Below are 23,174 nucleotides of genomic sequence, written 5' to 3'. Positions count from 1 at the left end.
TCCTTATATAAGTGAAGTTATTACTTACTTTTCATAAATATAATCTATATTTATGAGTCAAGCTCTTCTTTAAGTATCTTTAGCAGATTTTCTTTTGCAGTTTCTATATCTACACCTTTTTGCATAACTCCAGCAGCTTTTATATGTCCACCACCGCCATATACTTCGGCAACTTTTCGAACATCCACATCATTTTTAGATCTTAAGCTTCCTTTAACTCCATCTTCAACTTCTTTCAAAAGCATAGAAACTTCTACACCTTTAATTCCAAGGCCAACTGAAATTATATCTGAAGTATCAGTATTTTTTAAGTTAAATTCCTCTAACATTCCCTTCGGTATCTCAAGGACTGCTACTTTATTTTCTAGAGCGAGCTTAATATTAGATAACACACATCCCATTAATTTTACTTTCTCAAATGGTTTATTATCAAAAAGATTACTATGGACTTTACTGTTGTTTACTCCAAGTTCTATAAGTTCTGATACTATTTTATGAGTTCTCTTAGTAACATTGGAATGCCTAAAAGAACCTGTATCTGTTACAATTCCTGTATAAACTGCGTTCCCTATATTTATTTCAACATCAGTTTTATTATTAAAATCAATTCCTAACTCTTCTGCTAGTAAATATGATATTTCACATGTAGCAGCTGCACTTACATCTACATAATTAATAAATCCATATTCTTCATTTGAAATATGGTGATCAATATTAATAACCTTGCCGTTATAATTACTTAGATCTGCAGATATTCTTTCAACATTACCACAATCTAATATTATTACAAGATCAGTGCCTTCTTTAGGTTCTAAAGTATTGCCATCAATTTCATTGGCAAAAGAAAGGAAAGAGAGGTTATCAGAAATAACATCTCTTGATATAATATATGAATCCTTTCCTAGATGTCTTAATGCATTTAGTAACGCTAAAGTGCTGCCTATAGCATCTCCATCTGGAGATGTATGGAATGATAATCCAATTCTTTTTGATTTTAAAATTTCTTCTTTTATTTCTTTAAGACTACTCATTACCCTTACTTATCCTTTGAATTAATTCATCCATATGCATACCGTAATTTATAGAGTCATCTAATTCAATAATTATTTCTGGTGTGTGCCTTAAATTTATTTTTTGGCCTACTGATTTTCTTATAAATCCACTTGCATTTTTTAATGCCTCTAGATTATTTTTCTTTTCCTCATCATCTTTAGAGAATATACTTACATAAACCTTAGCATATCTTAAATCTTTTGTAACTTTAACATCTGTAACTGAAATCATAGCTGTAAGTCTTGGATCTTTAACTTCATTTTGAATTAAATTACTAATTTCTCTTTTAAATTCTTCGTTAATTCTTCCACCTCTATAGTTTGCCATGTTGATCTTCACCTCTTTTAAAGTTCTTTTCTCTTAATTGCCTCCATCATGAAGCATTCAACGATGTCACCTTCTTTAATATCGTTAAACTTTTCAATTGTTAAACCACATTCGTATCCTGCATTAACTTCTTTTGCATCATCTTTAAATCTCTTTAATGATGATAATGCAGATTCAAATATTACTATTCCATCTCTTATAACTCTTGTCTCTGCATTTCTTTGAAGTTTACCCTTTAGAACATAACAACCAGCAATTGTTCCTACATTTGAAATTTTATAAGTTTCTCTTACTTCTGCTGTTCCTAATATAACTTCCTTATAATCTGGTTCAAGCATTCCTATCATTGCTGACTTAACATCATCAATTGCATCATATATAATTCTATAAGACTTAATATCTACTCCATCTCTATCAGCTTGAGCTGCCGCATTGTTATCAGGTCTTACATTAAATCCTATAACTATTGCATTAGATGCTGTCGCAAGAGTTATATCTGTTTCAGTTATAGCTCCAACGCCACCATGAATAACTCTTACCTTTACATCATCAGTAGAAAGTTTTTCTAAAGATTGCTTTATAGCTTCAACAGAACCTTGAACATCTGCTTTTACTATTATAGCAAGTTCTTTAACCTTACCTTCTTTAATTTGATTATATAAATCTTCTAACGATACTCTATGATTAGCAAGTAAAGTTTCTGCTTTTAATTTGTCTTTTCTGCTTTCAGCCATATTTCTAGCAGTTTTTTCATCTTTTACTTGATTAAATCTATCTCCAGCTTCTGGAACTTCAGAAAGTCCTAGAACCTCCACTGGTATAGATGGTCCAGCAGATTTTATTTTTTTACCAGTATCATCAAACATAGCCCTTATTCTACCATATGTAGATCCGACTAAAATGGAATCTCCTACTCTTAAAGTTCCATTTTGAACTAAAAGACTAGCAACTGCTCCTCTACCTTTATCTAATTTAGCTTCTATAACAGTTCCAACTGCTCTTCTATCTTTGTTTGCTTTAAGTTCAAGCATTTCTGCAGTAAGTAGAACCATCTCTAATAACTTATCAATATTAAGGTTTTGTTTCGCAGATACTTCTTCACATATAGTATCTCCGCCCCAGTCTTCTGCAAGCAATCCTTGTTCAGCTAATTCTTGCTTAACTCTATCTACATTTGCTCCTGGTTTATCTATTTTATTTATTGCAACAACAATAGGAACTCCTGCTGCTTTACAGTGATTGATAGCTTCCTTAGTTTGTGGCATGATTCCATCATCTGCAGCAACAACTAATATAACGACATCTGTAATTTGTGCACCTCTAGCTCTCATAGCTGTAAACGCTTCATGACCTGGAGTATCTAAGAATGTTATTTCTTCTCCGTTCAATTTAATAGTATAAGCACCTATATGCTGAGTTATACCACCTGCTTCTGTATCAGTAACTTTTGCTTTTCTTATACAATCAAGTAAAGATGTTTTACCATGGTCAACATGACCCATAACAGTTACAATTGGTGGTCTCTTTTGAAGATTTTCTTCATCATCTTCTTCTATTTTTAATACTTCTAACTCTTGAATTTCTTCTTTTCTTTCAACTAAAACTCCATATTCAGCACAAACCTTTTCTGCAGTTTCAAAATCTATTTCCGCATTTATTGCTGCCATAACTCCGGCAAAAATTAACGTTCTTATTACATCATTTGAAGGTTGTTGCAATTTTTCTGCCAATTCCTTAACAGTTATGCTTCCACCGATTTCAATTACTTTACCTTCAGCCTCTGCTTCAGCAGCTATTCTTGCTTCTTCTTGTTCTTCTTTTTTAGTCTTTTTCTTTTTCTTTATACCTTTGTTAAGTTGTTCTGCTAATTCATCTTCATATACGTCAACTATGCTTTTTGAATTCTCAGCATTATCAGCCGATGCTACTAAATCGCTTGGTGATTTTCCTGCTAATAATTCTTTTATTAATTCAGCATCTTCATCTTCAATTGTACTCATATGATTTTTTACTTCTATATTAAATTCTTCCTTTAATATAGTTATTAATTCCTTTGACTCTATGTTTAATTCTTTTGCTAATTCATGTACTCTTATTTTTGACATGCAGTCACCCCCGTATTATTATCTACTCATATATTTTTTTCCTCCTCATATAACGCTAACAGTCTTTTTGCTATATCGTTATCTAGAATTCCCAGCAACATAATTTCTTTACGTCCAATTGGAGGTCCTAGTTGTTCTTTTGAGAAGTCTTCAATATATGGTATATTTTTTTCATTACAATGCTTTTTAAATTTATCTTTAGATTTATCTGATAAATCATTAGATATGATAAAAAGATAAATTTTAGTATTATTTCTATAGTCATCACACTTGCTATATCCTTCAAGCAAGTTTCCTGACTTCTTTGCCATACTTAGAAAGTTAAAAAACTTATTCATTATTTACTTCATCCTTTAGTTTATTATAAATTTCTTCACTTATAGGAATTTCTAAATTTCTACTAAGTCTTTTTGCTTTAAATGCTTTTTCTAAGCACTCTGTGTTCTTACAAATGTATGCGCCTCTTCCTGATTTTTTACCAGTCAGATCAACACACACTTCGCCTTCTGGAGTTTTAACTACTCTTATTAATTCTTTTTTGGGTTTCATTTCCATGCAACCAGTGCACATTCTTAAAGGAATTTTCTTAACCTTCATGAAAAGCACCCCTCTATTCTTGTATTTCTTCCATTGAAGTTTCTTCATCTATTGAATCATCGACTTCAATATCATCAAAAATTTCTAATTCATTTAAATCTGTAGTTTGTTCATTTTCAATTTCTACTTCAGTATTTAGAATTCTTTCATCTTCTTCATCTTGCGCTTCTTTTTGAGATTTACTCTTTATATCTATCTTCCAATTTGTAAGTTTAGCCGCAAGTCTTACATTTTGGCCTTCTTTACCTATTGCAAGCGATAACTGATTATCATCAACAACAACCTTTGCAGATTTATTATTTTCATCAACCGCTACACTTAGCACCTTTGCAGGACTTAAAGAATTAGCTATAAATTCTTCTGGATTTTTGCTCCATTTTATTATATCTATTTTTTCATTCTTAAGTTCATTAACTATACTTTGTACTCTTACTCCTTTTGGTCCTACACAAGCGCCCATTGGATCTACTTCTTCATCGTTAGAGTATACAGCTATTTTACTTCTTGAACCTGCTTCTCTTGAAATACTTTTAATTTCAACTACGCCTTCAAATATTTCTGGAACTTCAAGTTCAAATAGTCTTTTAACTAATCCAGGATGTGTTCTTGATACATGTATTTGAGGTCCTTTATTACCATTTTTAACTTCAACTATATATAGTTTTAACTTTTCGTTGAATTTATATTCCTCATTTGGAATTTGTTCATTAGGTCCTATTATACCTTCCAATTTTCCCAAATTTACAAAAACAATACCTTTATCTTTTCTTAATATAGTTCCTGTAATTATATCAAATTCTTTTTCTTTGTATTCATCATATATTATAGTTCTTTCAGCTTCCTTAATTCTTTGAGTAACAACCTGCTTAGCAAGTTGTGCTGCAACTCTTCCGAAATTTTTAGGAGTTACTTCTAAACTTATAATATCATCAACTTCACTTTTAGGATTTAATTCTTTAGCTTCTTCTAATGAAATTTCTGTTACATCATCATATACCTCATCAACTACTGTCTTTTGAGCATATACATGTATTTCTCCTGTTTCTCTATCGATATTAACTTTCACGTTTTGTGCATTTGTATTGGCATTGGCATAATTTTTCTTATATGCTGCAACCATCGCGTCTTGAATAGTTGTAAAAAGTAAATCTTCACAAATCCCCTTTTCCTTAACTAATTCTTTAAGAGCACCTACAAACTCTTCATTCATTTTTATACCCTCCTCGTTATATTTCCCCTTCTAAATTTGCTGCCTTAATTTTATCTCTTGGTATTTTAATTTCTGTCTCGCCTTCTACTAATATAGAATCTTCTGAGACATCTCTTAATACTCCTTTTACACTTTTCACTCCATTTAGTGAACTAGTAAGCCTAATTAGCACTTCGCTTCCTATGTACTTTTTAAAATGCTCTTCTTTATATAATCCCCTATTAAGACCTGGCGAAGAAACTTCTAGATAATATGCTTCTTTAATTGGGTCTTCCACATCTAGAACCTCACTAACTCTTCTTGAAACCGCTTCACAATCATTTAATGATACTCTGCCTTCTTTATCTATATATATTCTTAAGTAAAACTCACCGTTTTCCTTAACATATTCTACATAATATAATTCACATGACAATTCTGAAACAATAGGTCTTACTAATTCTTCAATTCTTTCAATCAATACATCTTTTTTCATTTTTCTAACCCTCACTTTCATCTTTTAAAAACACATAAGATAGATATATCTTATGCATTTTTAAAATTTGTAATCAAAAACGCAACTATCTTAAGTTAGTTGCGTTACAAACAGAAAGAGCGGGTAACTTCCCACTCCTTTTTTCTAGCTATTAGAAATAAATCTTCTTATATGATATCATAAACAAATTAACTTTACAAGGGATATTCCCAAATTTTAAATATCTGCTCAATATTTTAATGCATAGTTCATAATTCACAATTTTAAAATGCATTTTATAGACATATTCATTATTATATATACTTAACTCAATGATTCTTTAATATGTGAAAAGATCCTTAATTTAATTTCGTGCTTTTTTTCATCTGTGAGTTGTTTCTAATTGCATTTCGTGCCTTTTTCATCTGTGAGTTGTTCTTAATTGTGCTCCGCACCTTCTTCATATGTGCATAATTTTTCTATTTCTTCCATTAGGGCATCAATAAGATCTTCTTCCTTTACTTTCTTTATGATTTCGCCTTTTTTAAAAATTATTCCTTCTCCTTTTCCCCCAGCAATCCCAATATCAGATTCTCTAGCCTCTCCAGGCCCATTTACAACGCATCCCATAACAGCAACTTTAATATCTTTTTTATAATTTTCAAGCCTTTTTTCAACTTCTTCTGCAATTTTTATCAAGTTTATTTGTGTTCTGCCACAAGTAGGACAAGATACGAATTCAACGCCTTTTTTCCTTAATCCCAAAGCTTTTAAAATTTCAATACCAACCTTTATCTCTTCAATTGGATCAGTGGTTAATGATACTCTTATTGTATCACCAATTCCTTCTGCAAGAAGTGTCCCTATTCCTATACTTGATTTAATTGTACCTCTTTGAATAGTTCCAGCTTCTGTCACTCCTAAATGAAGAGGGTAGTCACATTTTTCTGCTATCAATCTATAACATTCTATCATCATTTGTACACTAGATGATTTTATAGATATCACAATATCGTGAAAGTCTAAATCCTCTAAAATTTTAACATGTCTTAAAGCACTTTCAACCAACCCCTCTGCCGTTGGCATGCCATACTTTTCTAGAATATCTTTTTCTAGAGATCCAGAATTAACACCAATTCTTATTGGTATCTTTTTCTCACTACAAGCCTCTTTAAGTATTTTTATTCTATCTACACTTCCTATATTACCAGGATTTATTCTAAGAGCTGAAACACCATTTTCTATTGCTTTTAGCGCTAATTTATAATCAAAATGTATATCTGCAACTACTGGTATTGGAGATCTTTTTGTAATTTCCCCTAGACTTTCTGCATCTTCCATATCCAAAACTGCGCATCTTATGATATCACATCCAGCACTATATAGCTTTTCTATTTGATTCAAAGTACTTTCTACATCTTTAGTGCGAGTATTTGTCATTGATTGTACTGTGACAGGTGAGTCCCCTCCAACAAATACATTTCCAACTTTGACTTTTCTAGATTTTCTTCTTTCCATACAATGTATCTCCTCTAATTATAATTAATCTAAAATATAAACATTATATATATTGCAAAAATAATTCTTCATAATAATTCTAAAAATATCGCAAGAATTTTAGCCGTAATTGTGAATTGTGCATTGTAGCTTATATATTTTTGTACATTTTTCTTTTAAAAAAATATTTCTAATACTATTTTTTTAAATATTTGTCTTATAATTCTTATAAATTGTACATTATTAAAATTATGTATAGTAAGTTTAATACATTAAACTTAGCAAACTTGCATTCATATAAGAATCACTTCAAATCTGAATGCAAGTTTTTTATAGTTATAAAATCATTTTTTATTCCTAGAACTTTACAGGAAACAATATATCTTTTATTGTTACTAATATCATCAATCCTATAAGTGCAGCAAATCCTATATAATTTAAAACTCCAACTATTTTATCTGGAACCTTTCTTCTAGTTATTAACTCTATAAGTAATATCACACACCAGCCTCCATCTAAAGCTGGGAAAGGTAAAAGATTAAAAACAGCTAAATTAACACTTAAAAAAGCAGTAAAGTAAAGTAGCGGCCAAATTCCAGCTTTAGCAGTTTCTGCCGAAATCTTAACTATTGTAAGTGGACCACCTACATCAGTTTTTAGATTAGCCTTACCTGTAAATATCATCTCTAAACCTTTAAAAGTTTGAGAAACTAACGAAGCTGTCTGATTAAAACTCTGCTTAAAACTCTCTGAATATCCTGGATTTTGAACTCTTTCAAAATTAAGTCCTATTAACAATTGCCCTTGTTCATTCTTCGTTGGTGTTACTGTAAAGTCCTTCTTTTCTCCATTTCTTTCAATAGAAATATCTACTGGCTTTCCATTTGCTAATACTATTCCAGCCGAAATATTATCGTATGAGAAAGCTCTCATTCCATTTACTTTCACGATTTTATCTCCCGGTAAAATCCCTGCTTCTGAAGCTGGTGAATCTGGAGTAACGCCAGTCGGAATCTTATTTGTGTACCCAAACGCATGTATAAAGAAAGTAAAAATAACTATCGCTAATACATAATTCATAAATACACCAGCAATTATTATGCTTATTCTTCTTAATGGAGATTTTGCTGAAAAACTTCTTTCGTCTTCAACACTTTCTTCCTCTCCCATCATTTTTACATATCCACCTATTGGAAATAATCTCAAAGAATATTGTGTTTCTTTTCCTTGGTTAGAAAAAATTTTCGGTCCCATTCCAATTGAAAATTCTTCTACTCTTACCCCATTAAGTTTAGCTAATGTAAAATGTCCAAGCTCGTGAACTATTATCAAAACTCCAAATGCTAATATAGCCAAAATTATATACATATTAAATTTTTCCCTCCTTAAAGTACCGCATTTTTTATTACATATTCCTTGACTTCTTTATCTAACTCAATAATGTTTTCTAGGCTTAATTCTTTGTTTACCTGCGTTTTAAATACTTCCATGCATCTTTCTATTATGTCAGCTATTTGTAAGAATTTTATCTTTCTATCTAGAAACAACTCTACCGCTGCTTCATTTGCTCCATTTAAAATAGTTGGCATAAGTCCACCCGCTTTTCCAGCTTTAAACGCTAAATTTAAAGCTTTAAAAGTATCTATATCAGGTTTTTCAAACGTTAATTGAGATATTTCATAAAAATCTATTGTATCTGCAATACGCTTTTCCCTATTTTCGTAAAGTAGAGCATATTGTATTGGTAATCTCATATCCTGTGCTCCAAGTTGTGCAACTATACTTCCATCATTATATTCTACCATCGAATGCACAATACTTTGTGGATGAACTACGACCTGTATATTATCATAATCACAGTTAAAAAGCCAATGTGCTTCTATCACTTCAAGTCCTTTATTCATAAGTGTCGCAGAATCTATGGAAATTTTTCTCCCCATATTCCATTTTGGATGTTTCAGTGCATCTTCCACCTTTATATCTTCAAGACTTTCTAAAGTTCTTCCTCTAAAAGGTCCTCCTGAAGCAGTTAAAATTATTTTTCTCAAAGTATTTATATCATTCCCCCTTAAGCATTGAAATATAGCACTGTGTTCCGAATCGACTGGAAATATTTTTACATTGTTCTCTTTGGCAGCTTTCATCACAATTTCGCCTGCTACAACCAAAGTTTCCTTATTGGCAAGAGCAATGTCTTTTTTTGCCTCTATAGCTTTCATAGTCGGCTCTAATCCTATCATTCCAACTACAGAAGTTACTACCATATCAATTTCATCTAAAGATGCTATCTTATCAAGTCCTTCTATCCCTTCCAATACTTCAATCTTTTTATTATGCTCTTCACAATACTTTTTTATTTCGTGAGCACTTACAGCATCCATCATACCTACATAAGAAGGTTTGAACTCTTCAATTATCTCAATAACTTTTTTTACAGATGTGTTCGCCGTTACTCCTATAAGCTTTAGTTCTCCATTTGATTTTCTTATTACATCTAAGGTCTGAGATCCTATCGAACCTGTAGCCCCTAGTATAGAAATGTTTTTCATTCTTTTTCCTCCTAAAAGCAAATCTTAATCAGTACTGCTCAAGGTTTAATTCGAAGATTAAAAATCTCTTAATTAACTTTAAATAAATTATTTAAATCAAACTAAAATTCCTTATTCTTCATAATCACTCAGTACTATAAATTATTTCTTTTGCTAGAATGCTATACATTGGGCCAATTAATATACCTAAAACACCAAATATTTTTACTCCTATGTATATAGATAACAATATAACAAGAGGATGCATATCTAATTTGTCGCCTAAAAATTTAGCCTCTAGTATTTCCCTAATAACTTGCACTAGTATATATAGACATATAAGACCAAATGCAGTAAGGAAATTCTTCATTATAATATTGTATATTATAATCGGAATAAATACAATTATAGTTCCAACATATGGTAATATATCCAATATTCCACACACTATACCAAGGGCAAAAAAATTCGATACTCCAAGTATACAAAATCCCATTATTATCTCCATAGTTGAAATTATAACTAAGATCCCTTCTATTCCAATCATTTGAGTAAAATTTTCTTTTTGATCTCTAAATCTCATCATCATTTCCTTTGGAAGTAACATAGAAATTAGTTCTAAAATTTTTGACTTATCAATCAATATAAAGAAAGCACATATGTTTCCTATAAAGTAAGCTAAAACACTATCTCCAGTATTTACTGCTCCCTTCCTTATATTCTGATCATTAATTATGGATATTACGCTCTTTCCAATTTCCAAATTATTAAAACTTACATTTAGCGCAACTGAAATATCTTGAATAAATTTCTCTATCCATTCTAAATTTGTTAGGTATAATTTTTTTATTATATAAAAAATTTCACTTCCCAAATATATTGTCACAAGTATTATAATAATATTGACAGTAACAATACTTAAAGCCCCTGCAATTTTACTTGGCATTTTAGCCTTAATCATGATTTTGTATATAGGAGCGCATACTATAATTATTATAATCATGGATAAAAACGGCTTAAAATAGTATTTTATAAAAAAGGTTCCTATTAATACAAATACGAAAGACAATAAAAGTGAGAAAAGTTTCTTATAAGTTTTAAAAATATTCTTCACCTCACTAACTTAATAATTATTAATATTTGTATATTATATGCCAATCATCTCTTGTTAAAAACTTCATAACTTAAGTTATATAAAAAAAAATTAAGCCTTATATAAGTTATACTATATAACGCTTAATTTCTCTCTATTTTTTAAATTCTTATTATAAAAGTTAAGTAATAAAACACTGCTGCTGCTGCAAAAATTATACTATCAAATCTATCTAGAACTCCTCCATGACCAGGAATTAGATTACTATAATCTTTTACTCCTACATATCTTTTTATCGAGGATGCAACCAAATCTCCTAATTGTCCAAATAATCCGCATAAAATACCGATAATAAAATAATTATATATTGGCATAATATTAACATATCTTTGCACTACTATTCCAAATATACCCGTAAAAACAGTTGCTCCTACAAGTCCTCCTATTGAACCTTCTATGGTTTTCTTAGGTGACACTTTAGGCGAAAGTTTGTGCTTTCCAAAAAGCTTTCCGCTGTAAAAAGCAGCTGTATCTGAAAGCCATGACCCTATAAATATAATCCAAACTAAAAATTCACCATGTGCTTTCACATTAACAAGATACACAAAACTAAATAAAATTCCACAATATATAAATCCAAGCAATGTTAGTGATGTGTCAATAAAAGTATATTTCAAATTTATAACCGGAAATATCAATAATATGAACGTTGCAGCAACAACAACATACATCATATTTTCGAAATTGTTATTCAAAAGATAATATATTATCAACAGGATATATCCCGCACTTCTCATTGGTTTTAAATCATTCTCTTTTAATGCATTGTAAAATTCCCATAAAGCCATTGCTGACAATGCGAATATAAAGCACTTAAGATAAATTCCTCCAAGAAATACAAATACTATAAATGGAGCAATCATAGCAGCACCCAAATATCTATTATTAGACTTCAAAATCTAACCACTCCTCTATTTAACTTTTCCAAAGCGCCTATCTCTATTTTGATAATCCGCTATAGCTTTTCTTAAATCTTTTTCTTTAAAATCAGGCCAATTAATATCAGAATACCAAAATTCTGAGTAAGCACATTGCCATAATAAAAAGTTACTAAGCCTTTGTTCCCCTGATGGTCTAATAATTAAATCAGGGTCAGGTATCCTTTTTGTATATAAATACTTCTCTACTAAAGCTTCATTAATATCTTCTTCGTTTAATTTGCCATTCTTTATATCTGAATTAATAAGTTTTATAGCTCTGACAATTTCATTTCTACCACCATAATTTAGTGCAAAATTCAAATTTATTTTTGTATTATTTCGAGTAGTTTCTAAAGCTTCTTCTAATGCATTCTGGCATTCCTTGGGTAATTTCGAAGTATCTCCCAAAACATTCATTCTAACTCCATTCTCATGGCATTCTTTTAGTTCCTTTTTTAGATAAGTTACTAAAAGCTTCATTAGTGTTCCTACTTCATCTTTAGGTCTAGCCCAATTTTCAGTTGAAAAAGCATATAAAGTCAGATTTTTTATTCCAAGCCTTGTTGCTTCCTTTAAAATCCTTCTAATAGTCTCTACTCCTGCTTTATGTCCCATACTTCTAGGTAAATTCTGTTCTTTTGCCCATCGTCCATTTCCATCCATTATTATAGCTATATGATTTGGTATGTTATTCATATCCAAGTCAAAATCTTGATTAAATTCCTTTTTTGATTTAAATATATTTAACATCTTTCTCCCCCTAGTTTATTAGAAAAACTTGACCTACCCGCATATATTCTTTATATACATTATTAATACTAAACCTTTTTCATATGAAGTCAACAATAAAGTCTTTACTAATTATCCTCATTTAAACAAAATGTAATAATATGTATTACTTTTCAACAATTTCACAAATATTCTACTCTTATAGATATTGAATCTATATCTCACTTGTCCCGAGGAAAAATTTACTTTACAACTTATCTTTTATCTAAAAATGAGTTAACTAAATTAACCAATCCAAATAATATATTTAGATTTTTACTCTTCAGCTTGTTCAAAGAATAAATTATTCATATACTAAATTCTGAATTCTAAAATCTGCTTAAGGAAAAAACCTGCTTTTCTAGCAGGCTTTAAAATTTAAACCGATAAGACTTCTTTTTCTTTTGCAGCGATTATAGAATCTATTTCCTTTACAACTGCATCAGTCTTCTTTTGAACCTCATCTTCAGCTTTCTTTACTTGATCTTCTGATAAATCCTCATCCTTTTTCAAGGCTTTTATTTTATCATTAGCAGTTTTTCTTATTGATCTTATAGCTACTTTAGCTTCTTCTCCTGTTTTCTTAACATTTTTAACAAGAGTTTTTCTAGTTTCTTCTGTTAATTCTGGTATTACTAGTCTGATGATTGAACCATCACTTGAAGGATTTAATCCTAAATCTGATTTCAATATAGCTTTTTCTATCTCTTTCAATAGAGGCTTTTCCCACGGTGTTATCATAAGTACTCTTGGCTCTGGAGCTGAAACATTAGCTACTTGGCTAAGTGGGCACATGCTTCCATAATATTCAACATGAATTCTATCAAGCATCGTAGGGTTCGCTCTTCCTGCTTTCATTGTTGATAAATCTGATTTTAATACAGATATTGTTTTTTTCATTTTTTCTTCTGCATTTTGAATAATATCCTTAATCATGATTTTTCCTCCTATTTCTTTTTAAACACATAAAAGAAATAATAGACCAAAGATGCTACGTATATTTCGCGTCAGGCACGGAAATAAATTCTGCTCACAGCGATGCTATTAGTAGAGTTTACTGATGAGCAGAGAAGAACCCAAATCTATGATTTAGTGTGAATCGCTTACTCAGCGAGCGCATGTGAGTTGAGCTTCCAATGGCACAAAATAAACAAGCATACTGGTCTATTATTTTCTTGGTTGTGTTGCAACTAATGTACCTATATTTTCTCCATACATAGCTCTTCTAATATTTCCCGGCTCATCTAACCCAAATACAAGGATAGGAATTTCATTGTCCATACACAATGAAGTTGCTGTAGAGTCCATTACTTGTAATCCTTGTTCTAATACTTCTATATATGATAGTGTATCATATTTTTTTGCATCTGAATACTTATGAGGGTCTTTATCATAAACTCCATCAACCTTTTTAGCTAAAAGAATTACATCCGCTTCAATTTCAGCAGCTCTAAGTGCTGCAGTAGTATCTGTTGAAAAATATGGATTTCCTGTACCAGCAGCAAATATAACAACTCTTCCTTTTTCTAAGTGTCTCATTGCTCTTCTTCTTATGAATGGTTCTGCAATTTCCTTCATTTCTATAGCAGTTTGTACTCTTGTTTTAACTCCAACTTGTTCTAAAGAATCTTGTAGCGCTAATGCATTTATACAAGTTGCCATCATTCCCATGTAATCTGCAGTAGTTCTGTCCATGCCTTCTCCACTTCTACCTCTCCAAATGTTTCCGCCACCAACTACTGTTCCTACTTCAACGCCCATATCAATTAATTCTTTAATTTCAAGCGCAATTCTTTTTGCTACACTAAAATCAAGCCCAAATCCATTAACTCCTGCTAATGCTTCTCCTGAAAGCTTTAAAATTACTCTCTTGTATTTACAATCTGCCATTTATAATTACCTCCTGAATATTTTAGGGATCAATAAAACCTTTTTAATAAGTATATGTACTTTATTTCTTAAAAAAAGAGAACACAAAGTGTTCTCTTTAGGTTCCAACTATTTACCGATTTGTCTTGCAACTTCTTCAGCAAAGTCTACCTTTTCAACTTCGATTCCTTCTCCTCTTTCGTATCTTACGAATCTAGTTATCTTAACTGGAGAACCAACCTCTTTAGATTTCTCTTCTAAGAATTTATTGATTGTCTTATCAGAATCTTTTACCCATGGTTGTTCTAAAAGACAAACTTCTTTAAAGTACTTTTGAATTCTTCCCATTACCATTTTTTCAACGATATTTTCTGGTTTTCCTTCATTTAAAGCTTGAACTCTATAGATTTCTTTTTCTTTTTCCATAGATGTTGCATCAACATCATCTTTACCTAAGAATAATGGGTTTGCTGCTGCAATTTGCATACAAACTTCTTTTGCAACTTCATCTAAAACTTCTGAAGCCTTATCACAAGAAACTTCTACTAAAACTCCAATTCTTCCACCACCATGAATATAGCTACTAACTATTCCATTATCAATAGCGAATTTAGTAAATCTTCTTACTGACATGTTTTCACCAAGTTTTGCTATTAAAGCTTTTAAACTTTCTGCTACTGTTGCTTCTCCATCAAACTTTTCTTCAAGAAGTTCTTCTACTGTTTTAACTGAAGTTTCAGCTACCATTTTAGCTAACTTATCAGCAAAACCAACAAATTCTTCGTTTAATGCAACAAAGTCTGTTTCACAGTTGAATTCAAGAACTGTTCCTGTTTTCTTATCATCTGAAATATATGTCTTAACTATACCTTCAGCAGCAACTCTACCTGACTTCTTAGCTGCATCTGCAAGTCCTTTTTCTCTTAAGAATTCAACAGCCTTTTCAATACTTCCTTCTGTTTCAACTAGAGCTTTCTTACAATCCATCATTTTAGCTCCAGTCATTTCTCTTAGTTCTTTAACTAATTGTGCGCTTATATTTGCCATAAATTTAATTCCTCCTCTATATCGAAAGTAATCCTTAACACCTAATAAAAGGGCAGTTGGAGTGAACTCACTTACCCTTTTAAAGTTTATATAAACTACTCAGCTAATTGTTCGCCTTGTCTTCCTTCCATAATAGCATCAGCCATTTTAGCAGTTATTAATTTAACAGCTCTAATAGCATCGTCATTACCTGGGATTACGTAGTCAACTTCTTCTGGATCACAGTTAGTATCTACAATAGCAACAACTGGTATTCCTAAAATCTTAGCTTCTAAGATAGCATTTTTTTCTTTTCTTGGATCAACTATAAACATTGCTCCAACGTTTGATGCATCTAAGTTTCTGATACCACCAAGATTCTTTTCAAGTTTTTCCATTTCGCCTTTAAGCTTTATAACTTCTTTCTTAGGAAGAACGTCAAAAGTTCCATCTTCTTGCATTTTTTCAATTTGTTCTAATTTTCTTATTCTACCTCTGATAGTTGAGAAGTTTGTTAACATTCCACCTAACCATCTATTATTTACGAAATGCATGTTACTTCTGATAGCTTCTTCTTGTATTGCTTCTTGAGCTTGTTTCTTAGTTCCAACGAAAAGTATATCTTTTCCTTCTTCAGCTACTTGCTTAACGAAGTTATAAGCTTCTTCAGCTTTCTTAACTGTTTTTTGAAGGTCTATTATATAGATCCCGTTTCTTTCTGTGAAGATATATGGAGCCATTTTAGGATTCCATCTTCTTGTTTGGTGACCGAAGTGTACACCTGCTTCTAATAATTGTTTCATTGATATTACTGACATTTTGTTACCTCCTTGGTTTTTACCTCCACTATCTTCATCTTATAAATTTCCCTTAAAATAAGGGCACCAAATCTATAAATTGGATAGTGTGTGTATTTCTTACCTTAAGTAGTATATCATAAGGTATTTATGGTATCAACAAAAATTTTTCAATTTAACTTGCATAAATAAAAATATGCACATTATTTGTATTTAATAAAATTTTATTAATCATCTTAAAGTCTTCTCAAAATAGTTAAATCTTATACACAAATGGAATAAACTATATATTATTATTTGTATTATTGTGCTTCAAAATTTATTTTTTACTTTTCTTTAGAAGAAAATCTCTGAAGCTGTTAAGCAAGAGTTTTTTACGCTTCTACCTTTTCGAACACATCTAAGAGAAATATAGTCGGAGAATACGATTTATTTTTCATTCTTTTAGATACTCCCTTAGTTAATTACCCGTCCCAAAAATTGTTCACAGATTTTACCGAATTATAAATTCCAAAAGAATAAAAAAATAGCTATAGACCATTACTTGTCTATAGCTATCTATTATTTAATCTTTTTTAACTCATCTATTAGCTTTTCATTTAATATTCTAATATAAGTACCTTTCATTCCAAGTGATCTTGATTCAATCACTCCTGCGCTTTCAAATTTTCTAAGTGCATTTACTATAACGCTTCTAGTTATACCAACTTTATCCGCTATCTTTGAAGCCACTAAAAGTCCTTCATTTCCATTTAACTCATCAAAAATATGTTCAACTGCTTCCAATTCTGAGTACGAAAGAGTTCCTATAGCTAACTGAACTACTGCTTTTTTTCTAGTATCTTCTGTTATTTCATCCTGCATAGCTCTAAGCATTTCCATACCTACAATCGTTGCACTATATTCTACTATAACTAAGTCCTCATCAGTAAATGGATTACCGAATCTAGCTAAAATTAATGTTCCTAGTCTTTCTCTACTTCCTATAATAGGAACTATTGTTGATAGCTTATCTACCTTCTTGCACTTACCAATCTCTTGAAATACACATCTGCCTTCATTAGGGAGATTAGATAATGTTTCATTAACTTCCAACAATGTCTTATTATAATCTTCTGGAAATTTTTTATCCTCTATTACTTTTTTCTTCATGGCTTCACATTCAAAATCTTTACCAAAAGTATATCCAAGTACTTTCCCCTTTTTGCTTATTATGTACACATTACATTCAAGAACTTCACTTAATAATGTACATATATCTTGAAATGCTACAGGTTCTGTACCAGATTTCTGCAGAATCTTATTTAACATTCTAGTTTTAGTTAATAATGATGACATATTATAATCCTCCTTGGCAGCTGTATAACAATATTATTTAGCAAAAGAATATTATTGTTAGAAAATTCTTAATTTATTGAATTTTTTTACAAGTTGCTACCAAGACTAGTTTATCATATAAAATCTTGCTTTTCAACACTCTTTTTATTAGATTCGACAAAATAATATCACTTATTTACTTATAAAGCTGTTTTCTTCGTATTTATTTCTACTCTTCTTTTGAGTTATCTTTTTTTACTTCTTCTTTATAATTACACTCACTATTTGAGCATTGTATATAGTTTCCTTTTGTTTTCGAATACTTTGCTACCATATAGGAATTACAATTAGGGCATTTTTCTTTTACTGGTTCATACCAACTTACAAATTTACATTCAGGGTAACCTAAGCATCCAAAGAATTTCTTTCCCTTTTTGCTCTTCTTAGCTACAATTGGTTTTCCACATTCAGGACATGGAACATCTAATTCCTCAACTATAGGTTTAGCATTCTTACACTCCGGATATCCAGGACATGCCAAAAATTCTCCAAACCTTCCTCTTTTAATAACCATCATACGACCGCATTTTTCACATTTTACATCGCTGACCTTATCTTCAATTACTACTTTAGATATTTCTTTTTCAGCCTTTTCAATAGCAACTTTTAGCGGACTAAAAAATTCCTCTACTATTTGAGTCCAATTCTCAGATCCTTCTTCTACATCATCAAGCTTTCTCTCCATATCTGCCGTAAAATCAACATCAACTATTTGCCTAAAATATTCACTTACAATATTATTTACTATTTCACCAAGTTCAGTTGGAATTAGATTCTTCTTTTCACGAATAACATAATTCCTTCCTAGAAGAGTTGAAATTGTTGGAACATAAGTACTAGGTCTGCCTATACCTTTTTCTTCTAATAATTTAACAAAAGATGCTTCAGTATACCTTGGCTGTGGTTGTGTAAAATGTTGTGTTCCATTTAGTGATTCCACTTTTAACTCTTCATTTTCCTTAAGCTCTGGTAATATTACAGAATTCTCATCTTCTTCATTTGAGTATTCATATATTTTCATAAAGCCATCAAAAGAGATTACTGAACCAGATGCTTTAAATTTATAGTCTCCATTTTCTATATCTATTGAGTGTGTATTTAATTCGCATGACGCCATTTGACTTGCAACAAATCTATTCCATATTAGAGAATACAATTTATATTGCTCTGGATTTAAATTTTCTTTAGCAATTTCAGGTGTAATCTCTACATAAGTAGGTCTTATCGCTTCATGAGCATCCTGAATATTTTTCTTACCTTTATATACTCTAGGAGCACCTGGAAGATACTCTTTTCCATAAGTACCTTCTATAAATTCTTTTGCGCTTTCTTGAGCCTCTTCTGAAATTCTTACCGAATCAGTTCTCATGTATGTTATCAATCCGACTGTACCATAATTTTTAACTTCAACACCTTCATAAAGAACTTGCGCAATCGACATGGTTCTTTTTGTCATGAAATTTAATTTTCTATTTGCATCCTGTTGAAGAGTACTTGTTGTAAAAGGTGGAAGCGGATTTCTATTTTTCTTACCTTTTTTTATACTTTTTACTACAAAGTTTCCCTTATTAAGCTCTTTTATAATTCCATTTGATGTTTCTTCATTTCCAATCTCAATCTTCTTTCCTTTATATGTTGATAGCCTAACTGGAAATTTCTTTTTTTCTTTTTTAAGTGTACAGTCTATTGACCAATATTCCTTTGGTATAAATTCATTTATTTCCTTTTCTCTGTCACAAATCAATTTTAAAGCAGCTGATTGTACTCTTCCTGCACTAAGTCCCCACTTTACATTTTTCCATAAAATCGGACTTATTTCATAACCAACAAGTCTATCTAATATTCTTCTTGCTTGTTGGGCATCAACTAAATCCAAGTCTATTTTTCTAGCTTGTTTTATAGAGGCTTTTACAGCTGTCTTTGTAACCTCATTAAATACAATTCTGCATGTTTCATCCTCTGAAATTTTTAATATATTGGCTAAATGCCACGAAATCGCTTCACCTTCTCTATCGGGGTCGGTTGCGAGATAAACCTTTTCTGCTTTTTTTGCAGCCTTTCTTAGTTTATCTATTAATTCTCCTTTTCCTCTAATAGTTATATACTTAGGAGTATAGTTATTTTCTATATCAACACCTAATGTACTCTTAGGTAAATCTCTTACGTGTCCCATTGATGCTTCTACAATATAATTCTTACCCAAATATTTGCCGATTGTTTTTGCTTTAGCCGGCGACTCAACAATTACAAGTTTTTGACCCATAGTATAACTCCATAAAATTTATGAAGTATTCACCCCCTACACATTTTTAAATTGTTTTCACATAGTAATTTCCCGGTAGACAAATAATTTCACTTTTTATTTGCATTTCAAATAATAATGCGTATAAAGCTCCTCTATCAACAGACGTATTTTTAAAAATATCATCTATGTGAATTGGTGAATCTGTAATTAACTCTAGTATTTCACTTTTCTCTGGTGTAAAATTCATTGGTTGAATTTCAATATGTTCTAAACTAAGTAAAACTCTTAAATCCTCTATATCAGTACATATACTAGCACCATCTCTAATCAGTTTGTTAGAGCCACTCGCTCCAGCATATAATATAGAGCCTGGAACAGCAATAACTTTTTTCTCCTGCTGCTGCGCAAGTCTAGCTGTTATTAAAGATCCGCTTTTTTCTGAAGCTTCTATAACTATTACGCCATCACTAAGACCACTAATTATTCTATTCCTTTTAGGAAAGTTTTCTCTTAATGGCGCTGTACCAAGTAAAAATTCTGAAATTACTACGCCTTTTTCTGCTATTTTAGAAAACAACATTTTATTTTCAGATGGATAAGCTCTATCTATTCCACATCCTAATACGCATATGTTATATCCATCATTCTCTAAAGCTGTTTTATGTGCAATTGAATCAATTCCTCTTGCACCTCCGCTTATAAGCGTTATATTATTAGTAATAAGCTCCTTTGTCAAGAGTTTTGTTACAGTTAGTCCATAATTTGAGCATTTTCTTGCCCCTACTACACCTATAGATTTATTATTTATAATGTCTATATTTCCAATATAAAAAAGGAAATAAGGAGGATTTAAAATCCCGCTCAATTTCTCTTTATATAAAGGATTAGAGTATGTTATATATCCTATATTTTTTTTATATAATGTTTCTTCTAATTTTAAAACTTCATAGTATAAATCATCTTTTTGAAAATTTTTTAATTTTTTAGATATTGTTTCATTTTCTTTTAATATCTCCTCAAAATTATTATATACATTTTCTGCTGTTTTATATTTATTTATTAATTTTATTTTTTGAAAACTTGTTATATCAATAAGTATTAACCACAATTCATAATTCATTTATACACGTTCCCTTCTAAACCTATATAATTTCTCCATTAATATTTTTCCTATAACTAAAAGCTTCTAGAATATGAAACTCTAAAATATCCTTTTGATTATCTATATCTGCTATAGTTCTTGCCAATTTTATCACTTTTCCATATCCTCTTAATGATACACTTGATGTGTTATAATATTTTTTTAGAAGCTCCGAACATTTCTTACTAACCCTGCAAATTTCAAAGATATCCTTTCCCTTTATATCTGAATTATATTTATAAATGGTATCCTTAAATCTTAGTTTTTGTATCTCTCTAGCTCTAAGTACATTTTCTTTCATAGCTTTCGAATCGTATGAATCTTTTTTGTTTTCTATTTCATCATAATTGAGTCTAGGTACATAATTTAATATATCAATTCTATCTAGCAAAGCACTTGAAAATTTCTTAGAATATTTAGTAATTTTAGTATTTAAATAATATCTGCTATCATTAAAATCTTTATCATCATTGTTTTCTACTGGATTAAAAGCTCCAATTAGTAAAAAATCAGCAGGCATTTGATAGCTTCCACTTAGCCTATTAATATTCACATTTTTTTCTTCAAGAGGTTCTCTTAGAGATTCAAGAACATCCTTCTTAAACTCCAAAATTTCATCTAAAAATAGCACACCATTATGTGCAAGAGTTATTTCCCCTGGCCTTATTTCTTTTCCTCCGCCAATTAATGCTATTCTTGTAGTTGTATGATGTGGCGCTCTAAAAGGTCTGTTAAGACGAGAAATCCTTGTCATAAGACCACATGCACTATATATTTTGGCAATTTCTATTAATTCCTCTTGAGATAAAGATGGTAAAATTGAAATTAATGCTTTAGCAAGCATTGTTTTACCACATCCTGGCTCTCCATAAAGAATTATATTGTGTTTTCCCGCTGCTGCAATCTCTAATGCTCTTTTAGAAGAATACTGTCCTATAATATCTCCGTAATCTGGCGAATCTAATATTTCTTCATCTTTCCCATCTTCATCCATCTCATAAGGAAGCATATCTTCATATGTAATGTGCGAGACTACTTCTTTTAAACTTTTTAATGGGTAATATTCAACATTCTTAAAATAATAACTTTCTTCTAAGTTTTCATAAGGAAAGATAAATTTTCTAATTTCCTTCCTTGCTCCTTCAATTATTATAGGTATAGTACCCTTTACCCCTTTAAGCTCACCAAATAGAGATAATTCTCCGAATATAATATAATCTTCTAAATTCTTTCTGCAAATCTGATTTGATTCCATTAGTATACCAATCGCGATTGGTAAATCTAAAAGAGATCCAATTTTTCTCACATCCGCCGGGGCCAGATTAATAGTAATTCTACCTAATGGAAATTCAAATCCACAGTTTAATATTGCGGCTCTAACTCTTTCTTTTGCTTCTTTTACAGAAGTGTCTGGAAGGCCCACAATATTAAATACCGGTAAGCCTTTAGATATATCTACCTCTACTTTTATCAAAAAACCTTCTAATCCATTGTGCGTTGCACTAATTATTTTTACTGCCATATAAATCACCTACTAAAAATTATAGACATACATCCAAATATTAATTCCATAAAAATACATTTGTTATATTTATTTTTTAATTGTTAATAATTCAAAGATATAATAGCAATACAGTTAATAATTTTTAATATGTTTCAGTAAATAAAATTGGAAGTGATATAGTGAAAAAAATAAATAAAGATATAGGTAGTTTTAGCGAAGATTTAGCCAAGAAATATTTAGAAAAGAATGATTATAGTATTTTAGATTGTAATTTCAAAAACTTTTTAGGCGAAATTGATATTATATGCAAAAAGAATACTTTACTAATTATTGTGGAAGTTAAGAGTAGATATAATAATAATTATGGATTGCCAAGAGAATCTGTTAATTTTTCAAAACAAAGATCCATAATAAAAGTGGCTAATTCTTATATTAATTATAAAAGATTACCTAATATTAATGTTAGATTTGATGTCATTGAAGTTTATCTAAATTTAGAGAGTACAAATTTTAAAATAAACCACATAAAAGATGCCTTTAGACTCAACTAATTACTTAACTCACCTGAGTTTTTCTAACCCTTTTTGTATCCCCTTAATGTAG

Annotated in this window: 22 protein-coding genes; 1 reads left to right on the top strand and 21 read right to left on the bottom strand. The window is 30.5% G+C overall.

The annotated features are described in order from the left end of the window. Positions 1 to 50: 50 nt before the first annotated feature. From L1S46_RS03260 to L1S46_RS03160, 21 genes are all read right to left on the bottom strand, one after another. Positions 51 to 1,031 carry a bifunctional oligoribonuclease/PAP phosphatase NrnA gene (locus L1S46_RS03260; protein ID WP_238899207.1) on the bottom strand — a complete coding sequence of 327 codons (981 nt, stop codon included), beginning with the start codon at positions 1,029 to 1,031 and terminating at the stop codon, positions 51 to 53. Further along, positions 1,024 to 1,380, bottom strand: a complete 357-nt coding sequence (rbfA, locus tag L1S46_RS03255; protein ID WP_011968540.1) for a 30S ribosome-binding factor RbfA — start codon at positions 1,378 to 1,380, stop codon at positions 1,024 to 1,026. The genes L1S46_RS03260 and rbfA overlap by 8 nt, the downstream gene beginning before the upstream one ends. Before the next feature lie 17 nt (positions 1,381 to 1,397). Further along, positions 1,398 to 3,485 carry a translation initiation factor IF-2 gene (infB, locus tag L1S46_RS03250; protein WP_011968539.1) on the bottom strand — a complete coding sequence of 696 codons (2,088 nt, stop codon included), beginning with the start codon at positions 3,483 to 3,485 and terminating at the stop codon, positions 1,398 to 1,400. Between the two features lie 26 nt (positions 3,486 to 3,511). Further along, positions 3,512 to 3,823, bottom strand: a complete 312-nt coding sequence (locus L1S46_RS03245; RefSeq protein ID WP_011968538.1) for a 50S ribosomal protein L7ae-like protein — start codon at positions 3,821 to 3,823, stop codon at positions 3,512 to 3,514. Then, positions 3,816 to 4,082: a YlxR family protein gene (locus L1S46_RS03240; protein WP_017210732.1), complete on the bottom strand. Its 267-nt coding sequence runs from the start codon at positions 4,080 to 4,082 to the stop codon at positions 3,816 to 3,818. Before L1S46_RS03240 ends, L1S46_RS03245 begins: the two co-directional genes overlap by 8 nt. Positions 4,083 to 4,095: 13 nt before the next feature. After that, positions 4,096 to 5,292, bottom strand: a complete 1,197-nt coding sequence (gene nusA / locus L1S46_RS03235; RefSeq protein ID WP_011968536.1) for a transcription termination factor NusA — start codon at positions 5,290 to 5,292, stop codon at positions 4,096 to 4,098. 16 nt (positions 5,293 to 5,308) lie between these two features. Beyond that, a complete protein-coding gene (rimP, locus tag L1S46_RS03230) occupies positions 5,309 to 5,767 on the bottom strand; it encodes a ribosome maturation factor RimP (RefSeq protein WP_017210734.1) in 459 nt (152 codons plus the stop codon). Between the two features lie 417 nt (positions 5,768 to 6,184). Further along, complete coding sequence (ispG, locus tag L1S46_RS03225; protein WP_238858618.1) at positions 6,185 to 7,264, bottom strand: flavodoxin-dependent (E)-4-hydroxy-3-methylbut-2-enyl-diphosphate synthase; 1,080 nt, start codon at positions 7,262 to 7,264, stop codon at positions 6,185 to 6,187. 336 nt (positions 7,265 to 7,600) lie between these two features. Continuing rightward, entirely contained in the window at positions 7,601 to 8,611 is a 1,011-nt protein-coding gene (rseP, locus tag L1S46_RS03220; protein WP_077305295.1) for an RIP metalloprotease RseP, read from the bottom strand. A gap of 17 nt (positions 8,612 to 8,628) precedes the next feature. Beyond that, the gene (gene dxr / locus L1S46_RS03215; RefSeq protein ID WP_238899206.1) at positions 8,629 to 9,792 is read right to left on the bottom strand and encodes a 1-deoxy-D-xylulose-5-phosphate reductoisomerase; all 1,164 of its coding nucleotides are present in this window, start codon (positions 9,790 to 9,792) and stop codon (positions 8,629 to 8,631) included. 124 nt (positions 9,793 to 9,916) lie between these two features. Beyond that, entirely contained in the window at positions 9,917 to 10,885 is a 969-nt protein-coding gene (locus L1S46_RS03210; RefSeq protein WP_238899205.1) for an AI-2E family transporter, read from the bottom strand. A 140-nt stretch (positions 10,886 to 11,025) separates the two neighbouring features. Further along, positions 11,026 to 11,820: a phosphatidate cytidylyltransferase gene (locus L1S46_RS03205; protein ID WP_023973317.1), complete on the bottom strand. Its 795-nt coding sequence runs from the start codon at positions 11,818 to 11,820 to the stop codon at positions 11,026 to 11,028. Positions 11,821 to 11,835: 15 nt separating this feature from the next. Continuing rightward, on the bottom strand, positions 11,836 to 12,594 hold the full coding sequence (locus tag L1S46_RS03200) for an isoprenyl transferase (RefSeq protein WP_238899204.1): 759 nt from the start codon (positions 12,592 to 12,594) through the stop codon (positions 11,836 to 11,838). Between the two features lie 396 nt (positions 12,595 to 12,990). After that, positions 12,991 to 13,548 carry a ribosome recycling factor gene (gene frr / locus L1S46_RS03195; RefSeq protein WP_011968528.1) on the bottom strand — a complete coding sequence of 186 codons (558 nt, stop codon included), beginning with the start codon at positions 13,546 to 13,548 and terminating at the stop codon, positions 12,991 to 12,993. Positions 13,549 to 13,779: 231 nt separating this feature from the next. After that, the gene (gene pyrH / locus L1S46_RS03190; RefSeq protein ID WP_011968527.1) at positions 13,780 to 14,502 is read right to left on the bottom strand and encodes a UMP kinase; all 723 of its coding nucleotides are present in this window, start codon (positions 14,500 to 14,502) and stop codon (positions 13,780 to 13,782) included. A 108-nt stretch (positions 14,503 to 14,610) separates the two neighbouring features. Further along, positions 14,611 to 15,528, bottom strand: a complete 918-nt coding sequence (gene tsf, locus L1S46_RS03185) for a translation elongation factor Ts (RefSeq protein WP_011968526.1) — start codon at positions 15,526 to 15,528, stop codon at positions 14,611 to 14,613. A 95-nt stretch (positions 15,529 to 15,623) separates the two neighbouring features. Beyond that, complete coding sequence (gene rpsB / locus L1S46_RS03180; protein ID WP_011968525.1) at positions 15,624 to 16,325, bottom strand: 30S ribosomal protein S2; 702 nt, start codon at positions 16,323 to 16,325, stop codon at positions 15,624 to 15,626. Positions 16,326 to 16,865: 540 nt separating this feature from the next. After that, positions 16,866 to 17,642, bottom strand: a complete 777-nt coding sequence (codY, locus tag L1S46_RS03175) for a GTP-sensing pleiotropic transcriptional regulator CodY (RefSeq protein WP_011968524.1) — start codon at positions 17,640 to 17,642, stop codon at positions 16,866 to 16,868. A gap of 208 nt (positions 17,643 to 17,850) precedes the next feature. Beyond that, the gene (gene topA, locus L1S46_RS03170; RefSeq protein WP_039772254.1) at positions 17,851 to 19,944 is read right to left on the bottom strand and encodes a type I DNA topoisomerase; all 2,094 of its coding nucleotides are present in this window, start codon (positions 19,942 to 19,944) and stop codon (positions 17,851 to 17,853) included. A 46-nt stretch (positions 19,945 to 19,990) separates the two neighbouring features. Continuing rightward, positions 19,991 to 21,046: a DNA-processing protein DprA gene (gene dprA, locus L1S46_RS03165; protein WP_017210744.1), complete on the bottom strand. Its 1,056-nt coding sequence runs from the start codon at positions 21,044 to 21,046 to the stop codon at positions 19,991 to 19,993. 22 nt (positions 21,047 to 21,068) lie between these two features. Continuing rightward, positions 21,069 to 22,589, bottom strand: a complete 1,521-nt coding sequence (locus L1S46_RS03160; RefSeq protein ID WP_077305287.1) for a YifB family Mg chelatase-like AAA ATPase — start codon at positions 22,587 to 22,589, stop codon at positions 21,069 to 21,071. 161 nt (positions 22,590 to 22,750) lie between these two features. Between L1S46_RS03160 and L1S46_RS03155 the strand changes: the two genes are divergently transcribed. After that, positions 22,751 to 23,122, top strand: a complete 372-nt coding sequence (locus tag L1S46_RS03155) for a YraN family protein (protein WP_011968520.1) — start codon at positions 22,751 to 22,753, stop codon at positions 23,120 to 23,122. Positions 23,123 to 23,174: the final 52 nt, after the last annotated feature.

This window comes from Clostridium sp. YIM B02500, assembly GCF_022324665.1.
GTDB lineage: Bacteria > Bacillota > Clostridia > Clostridiales > Clostridiaceae > Clostridium > Clostridium beijerinckii.
Note: the sequence above shows the minus strand (reverse complement) of the source record. Positions and strands in the feature narration are given on the sequence as shown.